This is a genomic window from Citrobacter sp. Marseille-Q5395 (assembly GCF_947057495.1).
Lineage (GTDB): Bacteria > Pseudomonadota > Gammaproteobacteria > Enterobacterales > Enterobacteriaceae > Citrobacter > Citrobacter murliniae.
On the sequence record NZ_CAMSEL010000001.1, the window covers coordinates 401,885 to 428,018 of the forward strand.

Annotated in this window: 26 protein-coding genes and 1 other RNA gene; 8 read left to right on the forward strand and 19 right to left on the reverse strand. The window is 51.3% G+C overall.

Translation table 11 applies throughout. The annotated features are described in order from the left end of the window. Positions 1 to 4: 4 nt before the first annotated feature. From recJ to xerD, 3 genes are read right to left on the reverse strand one after another with little or no spacing between them, the layout of a single operon-like run. The gene (recJ, locus tag OH663_RS01800) at positions 5 to 1,738 is read right to left on the reverse strand and encodes a single-stranded-DNA-specific exonuclease RecJ (RefSeq protein ID WP_200009962.1); all 1,734 of its coding nucleotides are present in this window, start codon (positions 1,736 to 1,738) and stop codon (positions 5 to 7) included. 5 nt (positions 1,739 to 1,743) lie between these two features. Continuing rightward, positions 1,744 to 2,457, reverse strand: coding sequence for a bifunctional protein-disulfide isomerase/oxidoreductase DsbC (gene dsbC / locus OH663_RS01805; RefSeq protein ID WP_045447244.1), 714 nt, complete (start codon positions 2,455 to 2,457; stop codon positions 1,744 to 1,746). A gap of 23 nt (positions 2,458 to 2,480) precedes the next feature. Further along, entirely contained in the window at positions 2,481 to 3,377 is an 897-nt protein-coding gene (xerD, locus tag OH663_RS01810) for a site-specific tyrosine recombinase XerD (protein WP_045447247.1), read from the reverse strand. 113 nt (positions 3,378 to 3,490) lie between these two features. Here xerD and fldB point away from each other — a divergent pair, with 113 nt between their 5' ends. After that, a complete protein-coding gene (fldB, locus tag OH663_RS01815; protein WP_045447250.1) occupies positions 3,491 to 4,012 on the forward strand; it encodes a flavodoxin FldB in 522 nt (173 codons plus the stop codon). A gap of 45 nt (positions 4,013 to 4,057) precedes the next feature. On the opposite strand, the gene OH663_RS01820 is transcribed toward fldB, so the two are convergent. Continuing rightward, positions 4,058 to 4,465: a protein YgfX gene (locus OH663_RS01820; RefSeq protein ID WP_045447253.1), complete on the reverse strand. Its 408-nt coding sequence runs from the start codon at positions 4,463 to 4,465 to the stop codon at positions 4,058 to 4,060. Next, positions 4,446 to 4,712, reverse strand: coding sequence for an FAD assembly factor SdhE (sdhE, locus tag OH663_RS01825; protein ID WP_045447256.1), 267 nt, complete (start codon positions 4,710 to 4,712; stop codon positions 4,446 to 4,448). Before sdhE ends, OH663_RS01820 begins: the two co-directional genes overlap by 20 nt. Positions 4,713 to 4,968: 256 nt before the next feature. On the opposite strand from sdhE, the gene ygfZ reads away from it, so the two are divergent. Continuing rightward, positions 4,969 to 5,949: a tRNA-modifying protein YgfZ gene (ygfZ, locus tag OH663_RS01830; RefSeq protein ID WP_045447259.1), complete on the forward strand. Its 981-nt coding sequence runs from the start codon at positions 4,969 to 4,971 to the stop codon at positions 5,947 to 5,949. 78 nt (positions 5,950 to 6,027) lie between these two features. Here the strand turns inward: ygfZ and trhA are convergent, their stop codons facing one another. Next, positions 6,028 to 6,687, reverse strand: a complete 660-nt coding sequence (trhA, locus tag OH663_RS01835; RefSeq protein WP_045447262.1) for a PAQR family membrane homeostasis protein TrhA — start codon at positions 6,685 to 6,687, stop codon at positions 6,028 to 6,030. A gap of 163 nt (positions 6,688 to 6,850) precedes the next feature. After that, positions 6,851 to 7,162, reverse strand: coding sequence for a N(4)-acetylcytidine aminohydrolase (gene yqfB / locus OH663_RS01840; RefSeq protein ID WP_045447266.1), 312 nt, complete (start codon positions 7,160 to 7,162; stop codon positions 6,851 to 6,853). A 51-nt stretch (positions 7,163 to 7,213) separates the two neighbouring features. Here yqfB and OH663_RS01845 point away from each other — a divergent pair, with 51 nt between their 5' ends. Then, entirely contained in the window at positions 7,214 to 7,942 is a 729-nt protein-coding gene (locus OH663_RS01845; RefSeq protein ID WP_045449772.1) for a MurR/RpiR family transcriptional regulator, read from the forward strand. Between the two features lie 120 nt (positions 7,943 to 8,062). Continuing rightward, on the forward strand, positions 8,063 to 9,496 hold the full coding sequence (gene bglA, locus OH663_RS01850) for a 6-phospho-beta-glucosidase BglA (RefSeq protein WP_200009963.1): 1,434 nt from the start codon (positions 8,063 to 8,065) through the stop codon (positions 9,494 to 9,496). A gap of 59 nt (positions 9,497 to 9,555) precedes the next feature. Here bglA and OH663_RS01855 read toward each other — a convergent pair whose 3' ends face one another. The 9 genes from OH663_RS01855 to OH663_RS01895 all read right to left on the reverse strand — a co-directional run bounded on the left by OH663_RS01855 (position 9,556) and on the right by OH663_RS01895 (position 21,001). Beyond that, complete coding sequence (locus tag OH663_RS01855; RefSeq protein ID WP_200010106.1) at positions 9,556 to 10,458, reverse strand: transporter; 903 nt, start codon at positions 10,456 to 10,458, stop codon at positions 9,556 to 9,558. Positions 10,459 to 10,865: 407 nt separating this feature from the next. Continuing rightward, positions 10,866 to 11,609 carry an SDR family oxidoreductase gene (locus OH663_RS01860; RefSeq protein ID WP_045447275.1) on the reverse strand — a complete coding sequence of 248 codons (744 nt, stop codon included), beginning with the start codon at positions 11,607 to 11,609 and terminating at the stop codon, positions 10,866 to 10,868. A 72-nt stretch (positions 11,610 to 11,681) separates the two neighbouring features. Continuing rightward, on the reverse strand, positions 11,682 to 14,555 hold the full coding sequence (gene gcvP / locus OH663_RS01865; RefSeq protein WP_200009964.1) for an aminomethyl-transferring glycine dehydrogenase: 2,874 nt from the start codon (positions 14,553 to 14,555) through the stop codon (positions 11,682 to 11,684). A gap of 117 nt (positions 14,556 to 14,672) precedes the next feature. Next, entirely contained in the window at positions 14,673 to 15,062 is a 390-nt protein-coding gene (gcvH, locus tag OH663_RS01870; RefSeq protein WP_200009965.1) for a glycine cleavage system protein GcvH, read from the reverse strand. A gap of 24 nt (positions 15,063 to 15,086) precedes the next feature. Continuing rightward, the gene (gene gcvT / locus OH663_RS01875) at positions 15,087 to 16,181 is read right to left on the reverse strand and encodes a glycine cleavage system aminomethyltransferase GcvT (protein WP_048220594.1); all 1,095 of its coding nucleotides are present in this window, start codon (positions 16,179 to 16,181) and stop codon (positions 15,087 to 15,089) included. 452 nt (positions 16,182 to 16,633) lie between these two features. Then, entirely contained in the window at positions 16,634 to 17,836 is a 1,203-nt protein-coding gene (gene ubiI / locus OH663_RS01880) for an FAD-dependent 2-octaprenylphenol hydroxylase (RefSeq protein ID WP_045447288.1), read from the reverse strand. 70 nt (positions 17,837 to 17,906) lie between these two features. Then, entirely contained in the window at positions 17,907 to 19,085 is a 1,179-nt protein-coding gene (ubiH, locus tag OH663_RS01885) for a 2-octaprenyl-6-methoxyphenyl hydroxylase (RefSeq protein WP_200009966.1), read from the reverse strand. Beyond that, complete coding sequence (pepP, locus tag OH663_RS01890; protein WP_045447294.1) at positions 19,082 to 20,398, reverse strand: Xaa-Pro aminopeptidase; 1,317 nt, start codon at positions 20,396 to 20,398, stop codon at positions 19,082 to 19,084. Before pepP ends, ubiH begins: the two co-directional genes overlap by 4 nt. Positions 20,399 to 20,422: 24 nt before the next feature. Further along, the gene (locus OH663_RS01895) at positions 20,423 to 21,001 is read right to left on the reverse strand and encodes a YecA/YgfB family protein (protein WP_136345249.1); all 579 of its coding nucleotides are present in this window, start codon (positions 20,999 to 21,001) and stop codon (positions 20,423 to 20,425) included. Between the two features lie 166 nt (positions 21,002 to 21,167). Here OH663_RS01895 and zapA point away from each other — a divergent pair, with 166 nt between their 5' ends. The 3 genes from zapA to OH663_RS01910 all read left to right on the forward strand — a co-directional run bounded on the left by zapA (position 21,168) and on the right by OH663_RS01910 (position 22,338). Next, positions 21,168 to 21,497 (forward strand): cell division protein ZapA, encoded by a 330-nt coding sequence (gene zapA, locus OH663_RS01900; RefSeq protein ID WP_045447299.1) that lies wholly within the window; start codon positions 21,168 to 21,170, stop codon positions 21,495 to 21,497. 41 nt (positions 21,498 to 21,538) lie between these two features. After that, positions 21,539 to 21,722: non-coding RNA, 6S RNA (gene ssrS / locus OH663_RS01905), on the forward strand. Positions 21,723 to 21,741: 19 nt separating this feature from the next. Next, entirely contained in the window at positions 21,742 to 22,338 is a 597-nt protein-coding gene (locus tag OH663_RS01910) for a 5-formyltetrahydrofolate cyclo-ligase (protein WP_045447302.1), read from the forward strand. 101 nt (positions 22,339 to 22,439) lie between these two features. Here the strand turns inward: OH663_RS01910 and OH663_RS01915 are convergent, their stop codons facing one another. The 3 genes from OH663_RS01915 to rpiA form a co-directional block, all read right to left on the reverse strand. Further along, positions 22,440 to 22,499 (reverse strand): type I toxin-antitoxin system Ibs family toxin, encoded by a 60-nt coding sequence (locus OH663_RS01915; protein ID WP_136345268.1) that lies wholly within the window; start codon positions 22,497 to 22,499, stop codon positions 22,440 to 22,442. Between the two features lie 322 nt (positions 22,500 to 22,821). Further along, on the reverse strand, positions 22,822 to 24,054 hold the full coding sequence (gene serA / locus OH663_RS01920) for a phosphoglycerate dehydrogenase (RefSeq protein ID WP_045447305.1): 1,233 nt from the start codon (positions 24,052 to 24,054) through the stop codon (positions 22,822 to 22,824). A 270-nt stretch (positions 24,055 to 24,324) separates the two neighbouring features. After that, the gene (gene rpiA, locus OH663_RS01925) at positions 24,325 to 24,984 is read right to left on the reverse strand and encodes a ribose-5-phosphate isomerase RpiA (protein WP_136345248.1); all 660 of its coding nucleotides are present in this window, start codon (positions 24,982 to 24,984) and stop codon (positions 24,325 to 24,327) included. Between the two features lie 159 nt (positions 24,985 to 25,143). Here rpiA and argP point away from each other — a divergent pair, with 159 nt between their 5' ends. Next, positions 25,144 to 26,037, forward strand: a complete 894-nt coding sequence (argP, locus tag OH663_RS01930) for a DNA-binding transcriptional regulator ArgP (RefSeq protein WP_003825477.1) — start codon at positions 25,144 to 25,146, stop codon at positions 26,035 to 26,037. Positions 26,038 to 26,134: the final 97 nt, after the last annotated feature.

Sequence of the window (26,134 nt, forward strand, 5' to 3'; positions counted from 1 at the left end):
GACGCTAAATTGGCCAGATATTATCGATGATGATTTGCAGGCTTCGGTTACCGCGAAACTCGTTGATATCCAGCTTATAGGCAAGCGTAACTTCACGAACGCCGTTGTCCGGCCAGCAACTGGTATCAACATTAAACGCAATACCGTCGAGCAGTGGCCCTCCGTCAACGGGTTCCACCATCACCTTCAAATGACGCTCGCCGACCAGGCGTTGCTGAAGCAAGCGAAAACGCCCGTCAAACAGCGGCTCCGGGAACATTTGTCCCCACGGTCCGGCATCACGCAACATTTGCGCGACCTCCATGGTCATTTCCGCTGCACTCAACGGGCCATCCGACACGACTTCCCCCTGCAGTAAAGCTGGGTCGAGCCATTCAGTCACCAGCTCACCAAAGCGCTGCTGGAAACGTTCAAACTGTGCTTCCTCCAGCGATAAACCAGCCGCCATAGCGTGGCCGCCAAACTTAAGGATCATGCCCGGATAGAGAGTATCCAGCCGCTCCAGCGCATCACGCATGTGCAGTCCCTGAATTGACCGACCAGAACCTTTAAGCGTGCCGTCACCGGCAGGAGCAAAGGCGATTACCGGACGATGAAAACGCTCTTTTATGCGCGATGCCAGAATCCCTACCACACCCTGATGCCACTCAGGATGATACATTGCCAATCCACCGGGCAACGCCTCACGACTACGCTCAAGCTTCTCGCACAACGTCAGCGCTTCCGTCTGCATACCCTGCTCAATTTCTTTTCGCGTCTGGTTGAGTGCATCCAGTTCATTGGCAAGCACTCGCGCCTCGCCAATGTTATCGCACAGCAATAGTGCAACACCGACGGACATATCATCCAACCGACCAGCCGCATTCAGGCGTGGACCCAGCGCAAAACCTAAATCGCTGGCGGCCAGCTTTTGCGGATCGCGGTTCGAAATCTCAAGCAGCGCCTTAATACCAGGACGACATTTTCCTGCGCGAATACGGCTTAACCCTTGCCACGTCAGGATGCGGTTATTCGCGTCCAACGGCACAACGTCGGCAACCGTGCCTAATGCCACCAGATCAAGCAAATCCGCCAGGTTTGGTGGTGCGATACCGCGTTCATCAAACCAACCTTTATCACGCAGGAAGGTGCGCAGTGCCAGCATCAGGTAAAAGGCAACTCCAACACCCGCCAGCGATTTCGACGGGAATTCACAGTCGTGCAGGTTAGGGTTGATGATGGCTTCTGCATCCGGCAGGGTATCCCCAGGCAGGTGGTGATCGGTCACCACCACCGGTATCTTCAACGTTCTGGCATGTTCAACACCAGCGTGGGAGGAGATGCCATTGTCGACAGTCACAATCAGTTGGGCGCCCCGGGCATGAGCCTGATCCACCACTTCCGGGCTTAAACCATAACCGTCTTCAAAGCGGTTGGGCACCAGGTAGTCAATGTTGCTACAGCCTAATGCACGCATAGCCAGGATGCTCAGCGCCGTACTGGTCGCGCCATCAGCGTCGAAATCCCCCACTACAATAATGCGAGTTCCCTCGCGAAATGCGTTATAGAGGATCTCAACCGCTTTTTCGACGCCGTTCAAATGCTGCCACGGCAACATCCCTTTCACGCTACGCTCAAGCTCCTGGGCACTGCGTACACCACGACTGGCGTACAAACGACGTAGCAAAGGCGGTAATTCTGCAGGCAGTTCGGCTGTCTCGTCGGCTTCACGTCGACGAAGTTGTATCTGTTGTTTCACGCGAATTATTTACCGCTGGTCTGTTTTTGGTGCGCATCCAGGAACGCTTTCATCTCTTTTGGTCCCTGGTAGCCTGGAACAACATAGCCGTTGCTCAGGACAATCGCCGGAGTTCCACTCACGCCAAACTGCACGCCCAGCGCGTAATGGTTAGCAATATCCACATCGCAGGTCGCCGGTTTCACACTCTTGCCTGCCATAGCATCATCAAAGGCTTTGTTTTTGTCTTGCGCGCACCAGATAGACTTCATGTCCTGCTCGGCCTGGCTTTCCAGTCCCTGACGCGGGAAGGCCAGATAGCGCACGGTGATCCCCAGCGCATTGTAGTCTTTCATCTCTTCATGCAGCTTGTGGCAGTAGCCGCAGGTGATGTCGGTGAAAATGGTGATAACGTGTTTTTCCTGCGGCGCTTTATAGACGATCATCTCTTTTTCCAGCGCGTTCAGATGTTTCATCAGCAGCTGATTGGTGACGTTCACCGGACTTGCGCCACTTACGTCGTACATCGGTCCCTGAATAATATGCTTACCGTCTTCAGTGACGTACAGCACACCACTGTTGGTCAGTACGGTTTTCATTCCCGCAACTGGGGCGGGCTGAATTTCGGTGCTTTGTACGCCCAGCTTAGTTAATGACTGGCGAATCGCCGCATCGTCTGCATGCACCATGCCTGAAAACGCCGTAGCCAGCAGGGTGAGCATCATAAAACGTTTTTTCATAACCTATCCTTTCCTGTCAGCACTCACGCTCGCGGGTGATGCTGTTGATGTAATTGACGCAAGCGCTCCGTTGCGACATGAGTATAAATCTGTGTGGTTGAGAGATCGCTATGCCCAAGCAGCATCTGCACCACGCGCAAGTCAGCGCCATGGTTGAGCAAATGCGTAGCAAAAGCATGCCGCAACACATGTGGTGACAGCTTTTCGCTGTCTATCCCCGCTAACACAGCATAGTGTTTAATACGATGCCAAAAGGTCTGACGGGTCATTTGTTGTGCACGCTGGCTGGGAAATAACACGTCAATCGAGACGCCATTCAGCAACCACGGACGACCATGTTCCAGATAAGTTTCCAGCCAGTACACAGCCTCTTCACCCAGTGGTACGAGCCGCTCTTTGTTACCTTTACCGATCACGCGCACCACACCCTGACGTAAGCTAACATCACTCATTGTCAGCCCCACCAGTTCTGAAACGCGCAAACCCGTCGCATACAATACTTCCAGCATGGCTTTATCACGTAGCTCCAGCGGCTGTTCAATCAGCGGAGCCTGCAACAACCGTTCTACCTGTGCTTCACTGAGATCTTTCGGCAGACGCTGCGGCAGTTTAGGTGAGGCGAGCGAGGCGCTGGGATCATCGTCGCGAAATTTTTCGCGGTACAAATGCTGAAAAAAACGCCGCATTGCACTCAATAATCGCGCGGAACTGGTGGCTTTATACCCGCCATCCATCCGCTCGGCCAGCAGTGCCTGCAGGTCATCACTTTGCGCTGTCGCCAACGATACACCACGATGGTGTAGCCATTCGACAAGCATGGTCAGATCGCGACGATACGCACTTAACGTATTCTCCGCCAGATTTCGTTCCAGCCACAGGGCATCAAGAAATTGCTCGATGCGCGCCAGATCCTGTTCCACTCGCGCCCCTTATATCATTCTCACTTTTGATGCATTATGCCTCATTGTGCCGCGATTGCGGCGATTCTGATACACTACCCGCAACGCTACAGCAGAATTGAGATGTTTACGTAATGAACATGGGTCTTTTTTACGGTTCCAGCACGTGCTACACCGAAATGGCAGCAGAAAAAATCCGCGATATCCTTGGTCCCGAGCTGGTGACATTACACAACCTCAAGGATGATTCCCCGACCTTAATGGAGCAGTACGACGTGCTCATTTTGGGTATCCCAACCTGGGATTTCGGTGAAATTCAGGAGGACTGGGAAGCGGTCTGGGATCAGTTGGATAACCTCAACCTGGAAGGCAAAATTGTCGCGCTTTACGGCATGGGAGATCAACTGGGGTACGGCGAATGGTTCCTGGATGCGCTGGGTATGCTGCATGATAAACTCGTCACCAAAGGCGTAAAGTTTGTCGGCTATTGGCCAACAGAGGGCTATGAATTCACCAGCGATAAACCCGTCATTGCCGATGGGCAGTTGTTTGTTGGTTTAGCGTTGGATGAAACCAACCAGTACGATCTCAGCGATGAACGTATCCAGGCCTGGTGTGAACAAATTCTCGGAGAAATGGCCGAGCACTGGTCCTGAGTTGCTTCTGACTGACGGTTAAGGTCTGTAGCCTTACCGTCAGTGTTATTTCTGCGGCGCCTGTTGCAACATTAACCGCCGTAAATCCCGCCACTCAGCGTCATCCATACTGTCCGCCGCCAGCCACAGATGCTGACGTTTTCCGGCCTCTGAACGCAATCGCAACATCATGCCTGTTTTAATCATCCAGGGTGCGCTGACGATAGTCCACTCTTGCCCTTGCCAGCGTAGACGACCATCCATCAAGAGTCTGATCTCTCCCTGACAGGCGTTAATACGACGCTGGCTGCGCACGCTGTCGAACACTACAAGAGAGAGCAACACCAGCCATAATGGGGTGTAGCTCAATGGCCAGGGCATCAATAAAATAAGCACCGCGACCAGCCCGTGAATAAGTAACGAAAGCCACTGTGCGCGCCATGAAACGCGTAAATCAGATTGCCACTGGACCACGTTCCCGATTCCGTGTCTGGATGAGCCGTACCATCTGCTCCAGCTGTGGATCAGCCGGTTTCCCATGATTCATCAACCAATTAAATAAATCCGGGTCATCACATTCCAGCAGACGGATAAAGATCCGTTTTTCGTCGTCACTCAAGTTGTCATACTCGTGTTCGAAAAACGGCATAATTGAAATGTCCAACTCACGCATGCCGCGACGGCATGCCCAATGAATACGTGCTTTGTTGTTAATATCCATGTTCTTCTCTCTGTCTCACGAAAACGAAGTACTCGGCTATTGTAACGTGTTTTTCACGCTCTTTTGCGGGAATATCAGTAATCGGAAGCACGAACGCAAAATAAAACCACATTAAGTTAAAGGGTTCACCATTTTTGGATGTCTCTTCGCAAAGCTTAATATATGGCACAAATAGGGTGTTTAAACCGCTTGCAATGGGCTATAGCTCTTTTACCATTAGTCATTATTACTGCGTTAAGCAAATCAGGACATTATTATGGCTTTTACATCTTTTCCTCCTCGCCAGCCTTGTGCGTCAACTCGTTTGCCTCTGACGCTGATGACGCTTGATGACTGGGCTCTCGCCACCATTACGGGTGCCGACAGTGAGAAGTATATTCAGGGTCAAGTCACTGCGGATGTCAGTCAGTTGACCGAGCACCAGCATGTGCTGGCAGCTCATTGTGATGCCAAAGGCAAAATGTGGAGCAACCTACGTTTGTTCCGTCACGGTGACGGATTTGCGTGGCTTGAACGCCGCAGTCTGCGCGACACTCAGCTTACTGAGCTGAAAAAATACGCCGTTTTCTCCAAAGTGGTGATTGCCCCTGACGACGAGCGCGTTCTGCTGGGCGTCGCTGGGTTCCAGGCACGTGCAGCGCTGACTGGCCTCTTTAATGAACTACCGGGCAGCGATAAACAGGTAATTACCGAAGGCACATCCACGGTATTATGGTTCGAACATCCAGCCGAACGTTTCCTGCTGATCGTCGATGTCGCAACGGCAGAAATGCTCGTCGAGAAACTTCGCGGCGAAGCAGAGTTAAATAACAGTCAACAGTGGCTGGCGCTGGATATCGAAGCAGGAATTGCGGTGATTGATTCCGTCAACAGCGGGCAGTTTATTCCGCAGGCTACTAATCTACAGGCTCTGGGTGGGATCAGCTTTAAAAAAGGCTGTTATACCGGCCAGGAGATGGTCGCCCGTGCTAAATTCCGCGGCGCCAACAAACGTGCGCTTTGGTCGCTGGCAGGCGCCGCCAGTCGGGTGCCGGAAGCCGGTGAAGACCTGGAACTAAAAATGGGTGAAAACTGGCGCCGTACGGGTACCGTTCTCGCTGCGGTGCAACTGGCAGATGGTCAGTTGTTGGTACAGGTTGTGATGAATAACGACATGGAAGCCGACAGCGTGTTCCGCGTTCGTGACGACGCCAAAACATTGCATATTGTACCGCTGCCGTATTCGCTGGAAGAATAAAAGAATAATGCCTGCTGGCACGCAGACTTATGGCCTACTATCCCGTAGGCCAGATGTGGCGTTAGCGGCCATCCGGCATTAAGCCTGCCCCACGTACAAGTAAATTGCCAGGAAGTGGCAAACGCTGCCCCCCAGCACAAACCCGTGCCAGATAGCATGGTTGTATGGGATACGTTTGCAGACGTAGAAAATGACGCCCAACGAATAAATCACACCGCCTACCGCCAACAACGTCACGCCGCCTACCGCCAGTTTTATCGCCAGTTGATATACCACAATCAGTGATAGCCAGCCCATTGTCAGGTAGGTCACCAGCGACAGGATCTTAAACCGGTGGGCGATGGTCAGTTTGAACAAAATACCGAGCAGAGCAAGGCTCCAGATAACAACCATCAGCCCTCGCGCCAGCGGTGAATCCAGGCCCACCAGCAGAAATGGCGTATAGGTCCCGGCGATCAGCAGATAAATAGCGCAGTGGTCGAATTTTTTCAGCCAGACCTTCGCTCTCTGATGCGGAACCGCGTGATACAAGGTTGAGGCGAGGAACAGCAGGATCATACTGCCGCCATACAGGCTATAGCTGGTAATGGCCATAGCGCTGGCATTGGTATCCACCGCCTGAACCAGCAACAGCACCAGTCCAACGATCCCAAACACCAGCCCGATACCGTGACTGATGCTGTTGGCTATTTCCTCAGCCAGCGAATATCCCTGCGCGATTAATGGTTTCTGAACCATAAGTTACTCCGGAGAAACGAACACTTTCGTGATTGCGCCTCTAGCGTAACTGAGAATGGTTCCAGTGAACACCTGTTAGCTAAAATATTTGCCAGAAAATAAATAATTAATATAAATCATATAATTAGTTTTTATTTTTCAGCTAACAACCGTACCAAAATACTCAAAGGCATTTAAAATCAATCACATAAAATTGCGTTTGATGCGGATAGATCTCTGCAATCACGCGCTTAAGCTCATCAAGCGTCATATTTTCCTGCCGGGCATGTTTTTCCGTCAGCGTATCAAGTGTGATAGTCGATGTACCGACAACTTCGATAGTGCAGAAATAGCCGTCATCTTCGAAGCGCCCAACTCGCAGGATGTCGCCCGTTTTGAAATGTGATTCGGACTCATCGCGTATAGTGATTGTTTTGCGTCCGGCCAGAATGTCATCCTGGAAACGCTGAAAAAAAGTGATGTCATTTGGCTGCATGTTATTATCCCTGTAAATGAAGTCTGATGAGTGAGTTTTGCCATTGTGAGTATGTTCTCCCACGCCGCCATCGCCAGTCTCAACAATCTTGAGATGCTGGTCTACAACTATGTCATCAAGAACCGTGACAAAGTCATGTACATGACCATCCGCGAACTGGCCGACGCTGCTGGAGTCTCCACCACCACCGTACTGCGCTTTTGTCGCAAACTGAAGTGTGAAGGTTACTCGGAGTTCCGCGTACGCTTTAAATTATATTTAGAACAGAATGAACCACAACAGAGTAATTTTGGTGCCAGCGAAATTATCAGCTTCTTTAAAGGCGTGAATAACGACGAGTTTGATAATCTACTCAATCAAGCTGTCGATATTATATTATCTTCCGAACGTATTATATTTGTTGGCGCAGGTACCTCAGGAGCCTTAGCAAAATATGGCGCTCGTTTTTTCTCTAATGTAGGAAAATTCAGCAACCATATTGATGATCCTTATTTCCCGGTTACCAATGATATGGCCCGAAACGCACTGGCAATCGTCCTTTCCGTTTCCGGTGAAACAGAAGAGATCCTGCGTTTCGCCAGCCAGTTCAGCCTGCACAACTGTAAAGTGCTCTCTGTCACCAGCCATGAACACTCACGACTGGCGAAGCTGGCTGACTTTAATCTCTCCTGGCACGTCCCACAGACCCGAATTGCGGGCGTATATGATATTACTACGCAAATCCCCGTCATTTATATTCTGGAATCACTCGGACGAAAACTGGCAAAAAAATTAGTGTAAAAAAACAATCTGTTTTTTTGATGTAACAAATCACATTGGCGCTATTTTGTTATATCGTGACATTTATCTTTCCTTTGTTAGACTCAAAATCAGATTGTATTAATTTGAGACTGAGCGCAGATGAAAAAACTTACCTTACCGAAAGATTTTTTATGGGGCGGCGCGGTTGCGGCGCATCAGGTTGAAGGCGGCTGGAACAAAGGCGGCAAAGGGCCCAGCATTTGTGACGTACTCACCGGCGGTGCCCACGGCGTTCCGCGCGAAATCACCCGGGACGTTGTACCAAGCAAATACTATCCGAATCATGATGCGGTCGATTTTTACGGTCACTACAAAGAAGACATTAAGCTGTTTGCCGAAATGGGCTTCAAATGCTTTCGTACATCCATCGCCTGGACCCGTATATTCCCGAAAGGCGACGAAACCCAACCGAACGAAGAAGGACTGAAGTTCTACGACGACATGTTCGATGAACTGCTTAAGTACAAGATCGAGCCAGTCATTACCCTCTCCCACTTCGAAATGCCGCTACATCTGGTACAGCAATACGGTAGCTGGACCAACCGCAAAGTTGTCGATTTCTTTGTTCGGTTTGCTGAAGTCGTCTTTGAACGCTATAAGCATAAGGTCAAATACTGGATGACCTTCAATGAGATAAACAACCAGCGTAACTGGCGCGCTCCATTGTTCGGCTATTGCTGTTCAGGCGTGGTGTACACCGAGCATGAAAATCCGGAAGAAACCATGTACCAGGTACTGCATCACCAGTTTATTGCCAGTGCACTGGCGGTGAAAGCAGCGCGTCGCATCAATCCACAAATGAAAGTCGGTTGTATGCTGGCGATGGTCCCTCTGTATCCTTTCTCCTGTAAGCCGGAAGATGTGATGTTCGCGCAGGAATCAATGCGTGAACGTTATGTCTTTACCGATGTTCAACTTCGCGGCTATTACCCGTCTTATGTGCTTAACGAATGGGAACGTCGTGAATTCACCATCAGAATGGAAGATGGAGATGAGCAGATCCTGCGTGAAGGCACCTGCGATTATCTTGGCTTCAGCTACTACATGACCAACGCCGTGAAAGCGGAAGGCGGCAGCGGAGATGCGATTTCCGGTTTCGAAGGCAGCGTGCCTAACCCACACGTCAAAGCCTCCGACTGGGGCTGGCAGATTGATCCGGTAGGTCTGCGCTATGCTTTATGCGAATTATATGAGCGCTATCAAAAACCCCTGTTTATCGTAGAAAATGGCTTTGGCGCATACGACAAAGTAGAAGAAGACGGCAGCATTAACGACGATTACCGTATCGACTACCTACGAGCCCACGTTGAAGAGATGATGAAAGCCGTTACGTATGATGGCGTGGATCTGATGGGATACACGCCGTGGGGCTGCATCGACTGCGTCTCTTTCACTACCGGCCAATACAGCAAACGCTATGGCTTTATCTACGTGAACAAGCACGATGACGGTACCGGCGACATGTCGCGTTCGCGCAAGAAGAGTTTTAACTGGTACAAAGAAGTAATTGCCAGCAACGGTGAGAAGCTTTAACCACACAGGATAAAACGTACTTACCTGCGTGATGCCAGGTAAGTACGTAAACAAAGAGATCACCAGGTTTTACCGATTTTAAATTCCCAACGTACATTTTCCATTTTGGTCGCCGATTTGGCTTCTTGCATTACAGGGAAGAATGAACCAAAACCAAGCCATACATTTATTGAATCAATAGCAACATTAAAAGAGGGGCCGATAGCCCACTCGGTGGTACCTGAATGATTATTTATCACATGGCCCGTTGAGAGTTCCCGGGTACCTGAATCATTATGGCTATATGTACTCTCCACTCCAATATCCCACGGCATTTCGCTACACATATAGCGGAGTTGGGTATTCCATTGAAACTCATTTCCACGTTTAACCTCCTGATTTCCCCGTTCAAACGGACCCTGGAATATAAAATCCATATCACCTTTAATATTCGGGGTAAAAAACGTCGTTAAAGAAACTGATGCCCGAGCACCCCACGCCCCATTACCGGGTAAATGGTTATCTCCATCCTGTCCTGTGGGTAGCAACACCGCGCCACCAACTGTTAGCCAAAATGGCGCCCCCGCCCGCTGGCTCAATAATGCATAACTCAGACCAACTGACTGATCGCCTAACCCTTCTATGTGTTCGGGAGACATATTGTCGCGTCGATTGTTAATATAAGACCCAACAGTCACACCTTCGAGCCTGTCAGTAAAACCGTAACGAATTTTAAGTAGCCATATTTGTGAGTAGATATCAGGGCTTCCACTGCCTTTTATTTGATCATCCTTATCACGGAATGAACTGTTTACTGCTGTCAGTAACATTCCCTGCGGGAGTAACGCTCCTCCTGAAATTGCTGTATTAACAGGAGCACCTAACAACTTACTGGGGGGTGATGGCTTATCCATTATTTCCGCCCCCATTGAATTCATAGATACAAAACATATTATTAATGATAATAAATTTAATCTCTTCATCATTCCTTCCTGAAATGAAAAATAAAAACACCGAAATAACTTCACAATAAATACATTTGAATCACTTATGGAATTTAATACGCTATAAATCAAAAAGGATTTAAAACCAAGCGAATTTAATGTACTGGAAATTATGCGGAAAAATTGAGATACAAATTCCGATTTAAGAGTTTATATGTTTCGCTGAAAGAGAATTTATTTACTTCCGTATCTCTGTCGCCAGATTCGGTATTTTCTCAGAGGGCTAATACTGGATGGCGTCCTTGTAAATGCAAATTATCAGGAAAACCAATTCATGGCACTGCCGGTTCAACACCTGTGGAGAACGGCAGTCCGTTGCATAAATCTACGGAACGGGTTGCGAACCTGTGGTCCGATTAGCGCAACGCCGTCCGGCAATGAACACATTACTTCCCTCCTGCCAGCTCCAGAAAACTCCCCGTAACATAAGATGCTTTCTCACTTAACAGCCAGGCGATCGCCTGAGCGACCTCTTCCGGTTGCCCGCCACGCTGCATCGGTAACATAGACTTCACACGATCAACTCTGCCTGGCTCACCGCCAGAGGCATGCATTTCGGTGTAGATAAGGCCAGGACGCACGCAATTCACACGTATCCCCTGTGCCGCCACCTCAAGTGCCAGACCGGTGGTGAGCGTATCTACCGCCCCTTTCGACGCAGCATAATCGACGTACTCAAAAGGGGCGCCAAGCCGCGATGCTGCCGAGGAGACATTAACAATTGCCCCACCCTGACCACCATGTTTTAAAGACATCCGCTTTACGGCCTCCCGACAACAGAGGAAATATCCAGTGACATTAGTAGCCAGTACACGATTAATACGCTCGGCGGATAAGTTTTCCACAGTACTCTGTTCAAACAAAATCCCGGCATTATTCACCAGTGCAGTTAGTGGTTCTCCTTCGCGGTCGATGGCTTCAAACATCGCCATAACCTGATTTTCATTACTGATATCTGCCCGCAGGGTAAACGCCTTACCACCCGATGCGATAATGCTATTCACGACTTCTGTTGCGGCAAGAATATTGTGGTGAAAGTTAACCGCGACCGTGTAGCCCTCTTCTGCAAGTTGCCGCGCAGTGGCGCGCCCAATACCGCGACTGCCGCCTGTCACTAATGCGATTGCCATTTCGTATTCTCCAGAAATAAAAAAGCCGGGTGGCGCATGCGCTTACCCGGCCTGTCGTTCATACCTCAGGTATTACTGATATTCGCTCATCGGCACGCAGGAGCAGAACAGATTACGGTCACCGTAAACGTCATCAAGACGCTTCACTGTCGGCCAGTATTTATTCGCAACACCTGTCGGGAACACCGCTATTTCGCGGCTATAACCGTGATTCCACTCAGCAACCAGTTCGTTCTGCGTGTGCGGAGAGTTAACCAGCGGGTTATCTTCCAGTGACCACTCGCCTGCTTTCACGCGATCGATCTCTGCGCGGATTGCAAGCATCGCATTAATAAAGCGATCCAGTTCCACTTTACCTTCAGACTCCGTTGGTTCCACCATCAGCGTACCCGCCACCGGGAAAGACATAGTCGGCGCATGGAAGCCGTAGTCGATCAGGCGCTTAGCAATATCCAGTTCACTGATGCCGGTTTCTTCTTTCAGTGGGCGAATGTCGAGAATACACTCGTGCGCCACACAGCCATCGCGGCCGGTATACAGTACCGGATAGGCATCTTTCAGACGGCTGGCAATGTAGTTGGCATTCAGAATCGCCACCTGGCTCGCCTGTTTCAGACCTTCTGCCCCCATCATGCGGATATACATCCAACTGATTGGCAGAATAGATGCGCTGCCGAACGGTGCAGCAGAAACTGCGCCCTGACGGGTGAGCATACCTTCAATCTGTACAACACTGTGCCCCGGTACAAACGGTGCGAGGTGCGATTTAACACCAATTGGTCCCATACCCGGACCACCACCGCCGTGTGGAATGCAGAAGGTTTTATGCAGGTTAAGGTGCGATACATCCGCGCCGATAAAGCCCGGCGAGGTGATACCGACCTGGGCGTTCATGTTCGCGCCATCCAGGTAAACCTGACCGCCATACTGATGCACAATCTCACACACTTCACGGATGGTTTCTTCATAGACGCCGTGAGTGGACGGATAGGTCACCATAATGCAGGAGAGGTTTTCGCCCGCCTGCTCAGCTTTGGCACGCAGATCAGCCAGATCGATGTTGCCGTTTTTATCACAAGCCACTACTACCACCTGCATACCCGCCATCTGCGCGGAAGCAGGGTTAGTACCGTGAGCAGAGGCCGGGATTAGACAGATATCACGATGCCCTTCGTTACGACTTTCGTGATAATGACGAATAGCCAGCAGGCCCGCATATTCGCCCTGTGCACCGGAGTTCGGCTGCATACAAACGGCATCATAACCGGTCAGTTTTACCAGCCAGTCGGACAGCTGACCAATCATTTGCTGGTAGCCTTCCGCCTGTTCCGGGGGGCAGAACGGATGCAGTTCAGCGAATTCTGGCCAGGTAATTGGGATCATCTCGGCGGCAGCGTTCAATTTCATGGTACAGGAACCCAGCGGGATCATCGCCTGGTTCAGCGCCAGATCTTTACGCTCCAGCGAATGCATATAGCGCATCATCTCGGTTTCGCTATGGTAGCGATTAAATACCGGATGGCTCAGGATCGCATCATCGCGCAGCATGCTGTCCTGAATAGAACGGCTGTCGAGGGCCACGTCTTTATCCAGAGCATCAATGTTCAGACCGTGGCTGTCGCCCAGCAGGACACTGAACAACTGCACGACATTTTCACGGGTGGTGGTTTCGTCGAGCGTAATACCTACCGCGTTATGAATATCACTGCGCAGGTTGATTTCTGCCGCTTCAGCGCGCGCCAGTACGGCAGCTTTGTCGGTTACTTCTACGCACAGGGTGTCGAAGTAGTGTGCGTGACGCAACTTCAGCCCTTTCTGTTGCAGACCTGCCGCCAGAATATCGGTCAGGCGATGGATACGATTCGCAATGCGTTTCAGTCCAACCGGGCCATGATAAACGGCATACAGGCTGGCGATGTTTGCCAGCAGAACCTGCGAGGTACAAATGTTGGAGTTCGCTTTCTCACGGCGGATATGTTGTTCGCGAGTCTGCATCGCCATACGCAGAGCAGTGTTACCCGCTGCATCTTTCGATACGCCGATAATACGGCCTGGCATGGAGCGTTTGTATTCGTCTTTTGCCGCAAAGAATGCCGCATGCGGGCCGCCATAGCCCATCGGTACGCCAAAGCGCTGTGCAGAGCCAAACACAATGTCGGCGCCCTGTTTGCCCGGAGCAGTCAGCAGCACTAACGCCATAAAATCAGCCGCAACGCTGACCACGACTTTACGGGATTTCAGTTCAGCAATCAGTTTGCTGTAGTCGTGAACTTCACCGGTGGTACCAACCTGTTGTAACAGAACGCCAAACACATCCTGATGATCCAGCGCTTTTGCCGCATCATCAACAATGACATCAAAGCCAAAGGTTTCCGCACGGGTGCGAACCACATCCAGCGTTTGCGGATGAACATCAGAAGCGACAAAGAAACGGTTGGCATTTTTTAGTTTGCTGACGCGTTTTGCCATCGCCATAGCTTCCGCTGCGGCAGTGGCTTCATCCAGCAGAGAAGCGGAAGCCATATCCAGACCGGTCAGATCCAGCGTGACCTGCTGGAAGTTCAGCAGCGCTTCCAGACGACCCTGGGAAACTTCTGGTTGGTACGGCGTATAGGCGGTGTACCAGCCTGGGTTTTCCAGCATGTTGCGCAGAATAACCGGCGGCAATTGCACGGCGGTATAGCCCATGCCAATGTATGACGTGAAGCGCTTGTTACGTCCGGCAATGGCTTTTAATTCAGCCAGCGCAGCGTATTCGGTCGCCGCCTCGCCCACCTGCGGCGGGGTTGCAAGCTGAATGTCTTTCGGCACAATCTGGCCGATCAGCGCGTTTAAGGACTCGGCGCCAACCGCATTCAGCATCTCTTGCTGCTGCGCGGCGTCCGGTCCGATGTGGCGTTCAATGAAAGCGCCGCTGTTTTCAAGCTGGCTTAACGTCTGTGTCATGGGCGATGGTTCCTGAAACGTGCAGTGAATCGTAGGTGTATCTACTTACCTGAATACACGAAATAATTCACATTGCAGGACACAACGGCTTCCTGCAACGTGAAGAATGAAGCGTATTTACTCGTCTTCTAACAGTGCTTCATATGCAGTCGCATCCAGCAGCGACTCAATTTCGCTTTCATCGCTGGCCTTGATCTTAAAGATCCAGCCACCGGTATATGGCTCGCTGTTCACCAGTTCCGGGGAATCACTGAGCGCGTCGTTAACCGCAACAATTTCACCGCCCACCGGCGCATAAATGTCGGAAGCCGCTTTTACGGATTCTGCAACAGCGCAGTCATCGCCTGCGCTGACAGTCGCGCCAATTTCTGGCAGATCAACAAAAACCATATCGCCCAACAGCTCCTGAGCGTGTTCGGTGATACCAACGGTGTAAGAGCCATCAGCTTCTTTGCGCAGCCATTCGTGTTCTTTACTGTATTTCAGTTCTGCTGGTACGTTGCTCATCAATCAATCTCCAAAAAGGATGAATCACGCGACGGCTTTGCCGTTACGCACAAAAATAGGTTTAGTCACTTTTACCGGCATTTCACGGTTGCGGATCTGCACTATCGCTGTCTCGCCGATACCTGCTGGAACGCGCGCCAGCGCGATGCTGTAGCCCAGCGTTGGAGAGAATGTACCGCTGGTGATAACTCCTTCCTGCAGGTTGCCCTGAGCATCAGTGAAACGCACTGGCAGTTCATTACGCAGTACACCTTTCTCCGTCATCACCAGGCCAACCAACTGTTCATGGCCTTTTTCACGTTGCATTTCCAGCGCTTCGCGGCCAATAAAGTCACGGTCAGCAGGCTCCCACGCAATAGTCCAGCCCATGTTGGCCGCCAGCGGAGAAACACTCTCATCCATTTCCTGGCTGTACAGGTTCATACCTGCTTCCAGGCGCAGCGTATCACGTGCCCCCAGCCCGCAAGGCTTAACACCGGCTTCCACCAGCGCGCGCCAGAAATCCGCCGCTTTTTCATTCGGCATGGCAATTTCATATCCCGCTTCGCCGGTATAACCAGTGGTCGCGATAAACAAGTCACCAGTCTGCACACCGAAGAAAGGCTTCATGCCCTCTACCGCATGACGTTGTTCTTCATTAAACAGCGTGGCTGCTTTTGCCTGCGCATTTGGCCCTTGCACCGCAATCATCGACAGGTCGTCACGAACGGTAATGTCGATGGCATAAGGTTCAGCGTGTTGGGTAATCCAGGAGAGGTCTTTTTCGCGGGTGGCGGAGTTTACAACGAGGCGGAAGAAGTCTTCAGTGAAGTAGTAGACGATCAGGTCATCTATCACGCCACCCGAAGCGTTAAGCATACCGGAATAAAGGGCTTTGCCGGTTTTCGTCAATTTCGCGACGTCGTTTGCCAGTAGATAGCGCAAGAACTCCCGGGTGCGGCTTCCGCGCAGATCGACGATGGTCATATGCGAAACATCAAACATACCAGCATCGGTGCGGACAGCATGGTGCTCATCGAGCTGAGAACCATAATGCAGGGGCATCATCCAGCCATGGAAATCAACCATGCGCGCGCCACATAGCGTGTGTTGTTCGTACAAAGGAGTCTGTTGAGCCATCTTTTCCTCGTTGAATAAGCGGGGCTACCAACTCTTTCGTGGTGAAATCTTCGCCACGAAACCCAGCACCGCAGCCGCTCCGGGGGCTGCGACGCAAACGTTCTCTTTGCCTTGAACTTACCACCGAAATAGACGCTAAACCATAAGTCAAAATTAACCATCACATTAGCTTATGACTAAAAATGACAGGATCTGCATCAGAATAAAAAACCACATAAAGGCCATTAAATCAGCGCAATTGATATGAACATGTTGAAATAATCAGCATCAATCCATATTAAATATGGAAAAAATGTTAAAAATGGCGTTATGAGAAAATAGTAATATTAAAAAAACTAATGCGAAAAAAGGTGTGGAATTAGATTATTTCAAATGAGATAAGTGTCCCGGCGCGCAGGCCGGGAGAGGAAAGTGTGACGGGTCTCAAACTCTTAAAATTGTCCTTTCGGACGTTAACGTAGCCACTCAGGAAGGTCGTTTAATCCCATTGCCTGACGGAGGAGTTGTGGTTTTACGCCAGGGAGGGTATCAGCCAGTTTCAGACCAATATCACGCAGCAGTTTCTTCGCCGGGTTTTCTCCGGCAAACAGTTCGCGGAAACCTTGCATACCAGCAAGCATCAGCGCCGCGCTGTGCTTACGGCTACGCTCATAACGACGCAGGTAGAGATGCTGGCCAATGTCTTTCCCCTGGCGTTGCAGGCGCTTAAGCTCATCAATCAGCTCTGCGGCATCCATAAAGCCAAGATTAACCCCCTGACCCGCCAGCGGATGGATGGTATGCGCCGCATCGCCAACCAGTGCCAGACGATGGGCGGCAAACTGGCGAGCATAGCGCCCCGTCAACGGGAACGTCTGACGTTCGCTTTCGAGTTGGCATAACCCCAGACGATTATCAAAGGCAATGTTCAGCGCCTGGTTAAACTCTTCAACGCTTGCCTGCTGCATACGCTCAGCTTCCTGCGGCGAGAGTGACCAGACAATAGAGCACAGATGCGGGTCACTGAGCGGTAAAAATGCCAGAATGCCCTCACCATGGAATGCCTGGCGAGCAACAGCACCATGTGCTTCCTGCGTACGAATAGTCGCGACCAGCGCATGATGCCGGTAATCCCAGAAGGTCAGCGGGATATCTGCTTTATTACGCAGCCAGGAGTGAGCGCCGTCTGCACCAATCACCAGGCGTGCGGTCAGCATCGATCCGTCCTTCAGGGTCAGAAAAGCATCGTTCTCACCCCATGCCACCTGCTGCAGTTCTGCCGGGGCCATAAGCGTAATATCCGCCGACTGCTGTGCCTTTTGCCACAATGCGTAATGGACCACCGCATTTTCTACAATGTGTCCCAAATGGCTGTACCCCATGCTTTGGTCATCAAATTCGATGCGCCCAAAACTATCTCGATCCCACACTTCCATACCGTGATAACAACAGGCACGGCGGGCGACGATGTCTGACCATACGCCAAGGCGGGTAAGCAGTTTTTCGCTGGCAGCATTAATTGCCGACACACGAAGCTGAGGAGGAGCATCCGTCGCCAGAGGGTGTGGAACATGTTGTTCTAACACTGCAACGCGTAACCCGCTGCCCTGCAAACCGCAGGCAACCGCCAGTCCTACCATGCCGCCACCAACAATTGCTACATCAACACTTTGCACTGTTTGCTCCTGAAAACGGGACGATCAAATACCGTAGGCCAGATAAGGCCTACTGGTCTACAGGCCATCATTAACGCGCAACCCACCCCAGGGTCCGCTCTGCCAGCGCATCTCGCGCGGGGGTAAATAATTCCATCGCCATTAATCCGGCATTACGCCCAACGATCAACGGAGCCCAGCGATTGGCAAACAGATACACCAGGCTATTCGTCACGCCAATCGTCGCTTCACGGTCAGTCTGACGACGTCGCTGATAACGTGACAACACCGCATAATCGCCTACATCTTCGGCGGTGCTATGTGCCTGAGTCAGCGTTTCAGCAAGACTCATGACATCACGCATTCCAAGGTTAAAACCTTGTCCGGCAATCGGATGAAGCGTTTGTGCAGCATTGCCGACCAGAACAGTACGATGGGTCACTGCCTTCACTGCTGTGGTTAATGAAAGCGGATAGGCACTGCGTTTACCCGCTTGCGTAATATGACCCAGCCGCCAGCCAAATGCTGTTTGCAGTTCACGGCAAAACCGTTCGTCGGACCAGGCCAAGATCTCATCACGCCGCTCAAGCGGATGACACCACACCAGCGAGCATCGGCCATCTGACATCGGCAACATTGCCAGCGGGCCATGTTGCGTAAAGCGCTCAAACGCCCGTCCGTTATGCGGAACGGAGGTTGTGACGTTGGCAATCACGGCCAACTGTTCGTAAGGTTGCAGTTGCCAGTCAACACCACACGCGGTAGCCAGCGCAGAGCGAGTACCGTCAGCCGCTACCAGCACGCGACCGGTAATCACTTCACCATTCTCCAGTGTGACCTCAACGCATTCCTGGGTGCGCGACACGCTGGCAACCCGATCAGGACAATGCAGCGTAACACCACGCGCTTTGCGCAACAGTGCGAACAAACGCAGCCCAACATCATGCAGTTCCACCACCTGACCCAGTGCCGGTATACGGTATTCGTGCGCATCAAGCGTAACAAACCCGGCATGTCCACGATCGCTGACGTGTACTGTTTTGATCGCCGTTGCGCAATCGGCTATTGCCTGCCAGACGCCAATTCGCGCCAGCTGTTGACAGGTACCTGCCGCTAGCGCAATCGCCCTGGCGTCAAACCCCGGATGACAATCGCCCTCTGGATCGCTCGCTTCAATCAGATGAACCGGTAGCGTCCCATGGGTAAGCTGAGAAATGGCCAGCGCCAGCGTCGCGCCGACCATACCACCACCAACGATAATTACGCTCATTGCAGTCGCGCCGCAGCCATTAAGGCTTCAATCTCATCCGCCCTCTTAACCACACCAGAAGTAAGGTTTTCATTACCGTCTTCGGTAATGAGGATGTCATCTTCAATACGAATACCGATACCGCGATAAGCGGGCGGTACGTCGGCGTCAGGTGCGATGTACAGCCCTGGCTCTACGGTAAGCACCATCCCCGGTTCAAGAATACGTGAGCGATCCTGACCATAAACACCAACGTCGTGTACATCCAGCCCCAACCAATGGCTAAGACCATGCATAAAGAAAGGACGGTGTGCGTTATCGGCTATCAGTTGGTCAATTTCACCATGCAGAATACCGAGCTTCACCAGACCGGTAATCATGATACGTACCACTTCACCTGTGACCTCCTGGATGGAAGTACCGGGGCGATACAGACGCAAGCTGGTTTCCAGCGATTCCAGCACAATGTCATAGATTTCGCGCTGCGCAGGGGTGAATTTGCCGTTTACCGGGAAGGTACGCGTAATGTCGCCTGCGTAGCCTTTGTATTCACACCCGGCGTCAATCAACACCAGATCGCCATCGCGCATTTCACTTTCGTTTTCGGTGTAATGCAGGATACAGCCGTTTTCGCCACTGCCGACAATGGTGTTGTAGGACGGGTAACGCGCACCATGACGGGTGAATTCGTGGTGAATTTCCCCTTCAAGTTGGTATTCAAACATCCCTGGACGACATTTTTCCATCGCACGGGTGTGCGCAAGAGCAGTGATTTCTCCGGCGCGACGCATCACTGCGATCTCTTCTGGCGATTTAAACAGGCGCATCTCATGCACCATTGGGCGCCAGTCAATAATAGCCACCGGCGCTTTCAGATTTTGTCTGGAACCTTTACGCAATTTTTCCAGTGCAGTGAAGACTATCTCATCTGCATACGCATATTCGCCTTGTGCGTGGTAAACCACGTCCAGACCATTAAGCAGTTGGTGCAGTTGCTGGTTGATTTCACTGAAGGCTAACGCCCGGTCAACGCCCAGTTTCTCCGGCGCAGCATCCTGCCCCAGACGACGGCCAAACCAGATCTCTGCGGTAAGGTCACGTACCCGATTGAACAAAACGCTATGGCTATGAGTGTCATCACTTTTAATCAGCACCAGCACAGCTTCAGGTTCGTTAAAACCAGTGAAATACCAGAAATCGCTGCTCTGGCGATATGGATATTCACTGTCCGCACTGCGCGTCGCTTCAGGGGCGGCGAAAATCAGTGCGGCGCTGCCGGGTTGCATTTGCGCCAGTAAAGCCCGGCGGCGGCGGAGATACTCTTGCTGCGTCATAACACTCTCCTTGGCGTTTCGTTCTTAGTGCAAAGTCGGTTTACGTACTTCTGGTGCAGTCGGCTGCTGACGTGTAAATGTGTCATGACATAGCAGAGCCGCGACACGCACATACTCAATGATCTCTTCGAGCGACATTTCCAGCTCTTCCTGATCTTCGTCTTCGTCGTATCCCAACTGAGCAATATTACGCAGATCGTCGATAGCTTCGCCGGTTTCGCCGGTCACTTTATCGAGCTTAGGTTGGGTGACACCGAGACCAAGCAAAAAGTGGTTTACCCAACCTGCCAGCGCATCGGCACGTTCGAAGACGCTGACATCGTCTCCCTCAGGCAGATAAAGCTGAAAAAGAAAACCGTCGTCTTCCAGGGCATCACTGGTGGCTGAGTGCATTTTAACCAGAGCCTGGGCCAGCTCATGACCAAAGGCCAAGCCTTCATTAGTCAGGTCGTGCAACAGCGGCTGCCATGAGCTGTCGTTGTTACCGCCGCAAATCATCCCACTGATCAAACCGTGCATTTCGGCAGGGGTCAATCCAGCCCCTTGTTGGTTCAAAAACTGGCTAACTTCGTTGTAACCAGGCATTTCGTTCTGTATAGACATAAGCATTCGTCATCAAAGGGAGGATATTCATGATATGCTACCACTTTGGACCCTGGTGGACCAGAAAAGGGCTTGTATCTTGATACCAGGGTAGCTATAGTGTCGCCCCTTCGCGGACCCAAGGTCTGGAGACGAAGGCAGCGCAGTCAATCAGCAGGAAGGTGGCATGTCTGCACAACCCGTCGATATCCAAATATTTGGCCGTTCACTGCGAGTGAATTGCCCGCCTGAACAAAGGGATGCGTTGAATCAGGCTGCGGACGATCTGAATCAGCGATTGCAAGATCTGAAAGTTCGCACTAGAGTCACAAATACTGAGCAGTTGGTTTTCATCGCCGCGTTGAACATCAGCTATGAGTTAACTCAGGAAAAAGCGAAGACGCGTGACTACGCGGCGAGCATGGAACAGCGTATTCGGATGCTGCAACAAACCATTGAACAGGCGTTGCTTGATCAGGGTCGCATTACCGAAAAAACGCCCCAAAACTTTGAATAACACTTTTCGGTTTACTGTGGTAGAGTGACCGTGAAGACAAAATTTCTCTGAGATGTTTGCAAGCGGGCCAGTCCCCTGAGCCGATATTTCATACCACAAGAATGTGGCGCTCCATGGTTGGTGAGCATGCTCGGCCCGTCCGAGAAGCCTTAAAACTGTGACGACGCATTCACCTTGAACCAAGGGTTCAAGGGTTACAGCCTGCGGCGGCATCTCGGAGATTCCCTTCTACCTGGCTACAGCCATGACACTACTTCCTGAACTTCCATTATCCCGGCAAGAAATTCGTCAACTGATCCGTCAGCGTCGCCGTTCGCTTACTTCTGAACAACAAATCCAGTTCGGTCAGCAGGCTGCGACCAGAATGCTGAGCTATCCCCCTGTTGTACTGGCACACACCGTAGCGGTTTTTCTCTCCTTTGATGGTGAACTTGATACCCAACCTCTGATCGAACAGCTCTGGCGGGCTGGCAAGCGTGTCTACCTTCCGGTTCTGCATCCGTTCAGCCCCGGTAACTTACTGTTTCTGCACTATCATCCGCACAGCGACCTGGTGACAAACCGGTTAAAAATCCAGGAACCTAAACTGGATGTACGCGACGTATTGCCGCTGTCGAAACTGGATGTACTTATCACACCGCTAGTCGCATTTGATGAAGACGGACAGCGTCTGGGAATGGGCGGAGGTTTTTACGACCGCACATTACAAAACTGGCAGCAATATAAGATCCAGCCCGTGGGCTATGCACATGATTGCCAGTTAGTCGAAAAACTACCGGTCGAAGAGTGGGATATCCCACTGCCTGCGGTGGTGACGCCGTCAAAAGTGTGGGAATGGTAAGGGTGACAAAAACCAAATTACCTGGATTGACTTTGCTGATTCTTTAACCTAGTTTAGTGAGTAAGGGTAAGGGAGGATTACTCCTCCCCTGTGACTGACTGTTAATAAGCTGCGAAACTTACGAGTAACAGTACAATCAGTATGATGACTGACTTCATCATAACCCTTCTCCTTTAAGCCCTCCCTTCGGTGAGGGCTTTTACCGTTTCAGCCCCATGCTGCCCCTCTATCGTAAATTGTCACTGTATTGACACAATGCGCTATACAGCCTTTACTCTCCTTCTGCGGCAAGCTTCGCAAACGCTCTTGTGAATGATGTAAGCGGTAGAAAAGTTAACAGTATTGAGAAAAGGGGTTGTCAGGGAAGAGACGATGGGAGAAGTGATGTCAAAGCTAAAATGCAGCGATTGCCCCTTTTTGACCAAGCAGCGGCAACGCTGTATTAACAACAAGCAGGCCGCAGCCTGCTTGTCAAAAGCATAATTAGTACAGCATGCGCGCGCGAATTGTTCCTGGAATGGCTTTCATCGCCAGCAGCGCTTTCTCCGCCACATCTTCATCCGCCTCGATATCAATAACCACATACCCCACCTGCGCGGAGGTTTGCAGATACTGCGCGGCAATGTTAACGCCCTGCTCAGCGAAGATTTGGTTCAGCGCGGTCAATACGCCCGGACGATTTTCGTGAATGTGCATCAGGCGACGACCACCATGCAGCGGCAGCGAAACTTCCGGGAAGTTGACAGCAGACAGCGTAGAGCCATTGTCGGAATACTTCGTAAGCTTACCTGCCACTTCCAGACCGATGTTTTCCTGCGCTTCCAGCGTTGACCCACCAATGTGCGGCGTCAGGATCACGTTATCAAAATCGCACAGCGGAGAGGTGAATGGATCGCTGTTGGTCGCCGGCTCTGTTGGGAATACGTCGATTGCTGCCCCTGCCAGATGTTTAGTTGCTAACGCATCGCATAGCGCTGGAATATCGACCACCGTTCCGCGAGCAGCGTTGATCAACAGCGCCCCCGGTTTCATCAGTGCAATCTCTTTTGCGCCCATCAAATTTTTCGTTGATGCATTTTCCGGTACGTGAAGACTCACCACATCGCTCATATTCAGCAGATCGGAAAGATGCTGTACCTGTGTAGCGTTACCAAGAGGTAGTTTATTTTCGATATCATAGAAATAGACATGCATCCCCAGCGACTCCGCCAGAATGCCCAACTGGGTACCAATGTGGCCGTAACCGATAATGCCCAGTTTTTTACCACGCGCCTCAAAAGAGCCGGTAGCCAGTTTATTCCAGACGCCGCGGTGCGCTTTAGCATTGGCCTCCGGAACGCCGCGAAGCAGCAGCAACAGCTCGCCAATAACCAGTTCGGCAACAGAACGCGTGTTAGAGAATGGTGCGTTAAACACAGGGATCCCGCGTTTTGCCGCTGCGCTCAGGTCAACCTGATTGGTACCGATACAGAAGCAGCCAATCGCAACCAGTTTCTCTGCGGCTTCAATAACATCTTCAGTCAGATGGGTACGGGATCGCAGGCCAATGAAGTGGGCATCACGGATGGACTCTTTCAGTTGTTCTGTGTCCAACGCGCCTTTATGAAACTCGATGTTGGTGTAACCTGCCGCACGAAGGCTTTCCAGTGCTTTTTGATGCACGCCTTCAACCAGCAGAAATTTAATCTTGTCTTTCTCCAGCGATACCTTTCCCATTTACCCGACCCTGTCTTTTTTGTTCAAACTGATGTGTTGTGTGTGGGATTTTCATCCTCCTCTTCAACATATCAAAAAATAATATTGCGGCAATATGAACGTTTGCGTCGTCGTTCTGAAGAAGTGTCATTCAGTGGGAAATGTCAGAGTAAAATACTGGTGATAACTTTTTCTTTGGAGGGATCGGCAGGACAAGATTGAAAACGTGACAGATGTCACCAAATTTGCCCTGCCAAAATTTTTTTAACGGTAGAAGACTCTCCCGTCAGATCATTTTACGATAGTTTTCACGCCATCAGCCGTGCCAATCAGCGCTACATCGGCGCCACGATTGGCAAACAAACCTACGGTCACAACGCCTGGAATCGCATTAATAGCGTTTTCCATAGCAACGGCGTCGAGGATCTCCAGGCCGTGCACGTCGAGGATCACGTTGCCATTGTCCGTCACCACGCCCTGGCGGTATTCAGGACGCCCACCCAGTTTCACTAACTGGCGAGCAACCGCGCTACGCGCCATCGGGATAACTTCTACCGGCAGCGGAAAGTTACCGAGAATATCGACTTCTTTAGACGCATCAGCGATGCAGATAAATTTTTTCGCCACTGAAGCAATAATTTTTTCACGGGTTAACGCCGCACCGCCACCTTTAATCATCTGCATGTGGCCGTTAATTTCATCAGCACCATCAACATATACGCCGAGGCTATCCACTTCGTTAAGATCGAACACGTGGATGCCGAGGCTTTTGAGTTTTTCAGTCGATGCGTCCGAACTGGACACCGCGCCTTCAATCTGGCCTTTCATTGTGCCCAGCGCATCAATAAAGTGTGCGGCTGTTGAACCTGTACCTACGCCCACAATGGTGCCGGGCTGTACATACTGAAGTGCCGCCCATCCTACTGCTTTTTTCAGTTCATCCTGCGTCATGATCGTTTCGCCTGTGGTGTGAAAATTCACGCGCATTATAGAACATTGCGCAGAAAAATGTCCCCACACCCGCTCGCAGGCGGCGGATTTCGTCTTTACCCAACCCAAAATTGTGTCATAGTGCAGAACACGCAAAAATTTCAGGAGTACGTCAGAGCAATGAAACGTCCGGACTACAGAACACTACAAGCACTGGATGCGGTTATTCGTGAACGAGGATTTGAGCGCGCTGCGCAAAAGCTGTGCATCACGCAATCCGCGGTTTCACAACGCATAAAACAGCTTGAGAATATGTTCGGACAACCGTTGCTGGTGCGCACCGTACCGCCTCGTCCTACTGAACAGGGACAAAAGCTGCTGGCGCTTCTGCGCCAGGTTGAGCTGCTGGAAGACGAGTGGCTCGGCGATGAACAAACCGGCTCTACCCCGCTGTTGCTCTCTCTGGCGGTGAACGCCGACAGCCTGGCGACATGGTTACTCCCGGCGCTGGCACCAGTGCTGGCAAACTCACCGATTCGCCTGAATTTACAGGTTGAAGATGAAACGCGCACCCAGGAACGCCTGCGTCGCGGTGAAGTGGTCGGTGCGGTGAGTATTCAACATCAGGCGCTGCCAAGCTGTCTGGTGGATAAGCTAGGCGCGCTTGACTACCTGTTTGTGGGATCAAAGCCTTTCGCCGAGCGTTATTTTCCTAATGGCGTCACCCGCTCAGCCCTGCTGAAGGCGCCGGCGGTGGCGTTTGACCACCTTGACGATATGCACCAGGCCTTCCTGCAACAAAACTTCGATCTTCCGCCTGGCAGCGTTCCATGCCATATCGTTAACTCGTCCGAAGCCTTCGTACAATTAGCGCGCCAGGGCACCACCTGCTGCATGATCCCGCACTTACAGATAGAAAAAGAACTGGAAAGCGGTGAGCTTATCGACTTAACGCCGGGCTTATTCCAGCGCAGGATGCTGTACTGGCATCGCTTTGCACCGGAAAGCCGCATGATGCGCAACGTCACTGACGCACTGCTGGCATACGGGCACAACGTGCTGCGCCAGGATTAACCCTTTCATTTCATTGCCGGATGACGCTTCGTTTATCCGGCTTAACACCTTTCATATTATCTCCGTCATTTCTTTGAAATTCATCACAAAATAAAAC